The organism is Gordonia sp. ABSL11-1 (assembly GCF_030315685.1).
Lineage (GTDB): Bacteria > Actinomycetota > Actinomycetes > Mycobacteriales > Mycobacteriaceae > Gordonia.
This window is the reverse complement of the sequence record NZ_JASXSI010000120.1, coordinates 1-267: the sequence shown is the minus strand read 5'-3', so window position 1 is coordinate 267 and position 267 is coordinate 1. Positions and strand designations below refer to the sequence as shown.

Below are 267 nucleotides of genomic sequence, written 5' to 3'. Positions count from 1 at the left end.
GCCGGCGCCGACAGCATCGACGACATGAACGTGTTGCGCCATGGGGCGATGGGCCGGGTGTTCGACCACCCGTATGCCCCGTCCACGCTGGGATCATTCCTGCGCGAATTCCGGTTCGGGCATGTCCGCCAACTCGATGCCGTCGCCGCCCGGGTGCTGACCGGACTGGCCGCCCACACCCCGGTGTTGGCCGGTATCGAGGGGCCGGTGATGGTCGACATCGATGATTCGATCGTCGAAGTGCATGGCCCGGCCACACAAGGTGCG

At 67.0% G+C, this 267-nt stretch carries 1 pseudogene; it reads left to right on the top strand.

Going from position 1 to position 267, the window contains the following annotated elements:
• Positions 1–267, top strand: a pseudogene (locus QSJ19_RS26695) (IS1380 family transposase); the annotation flags it as partial.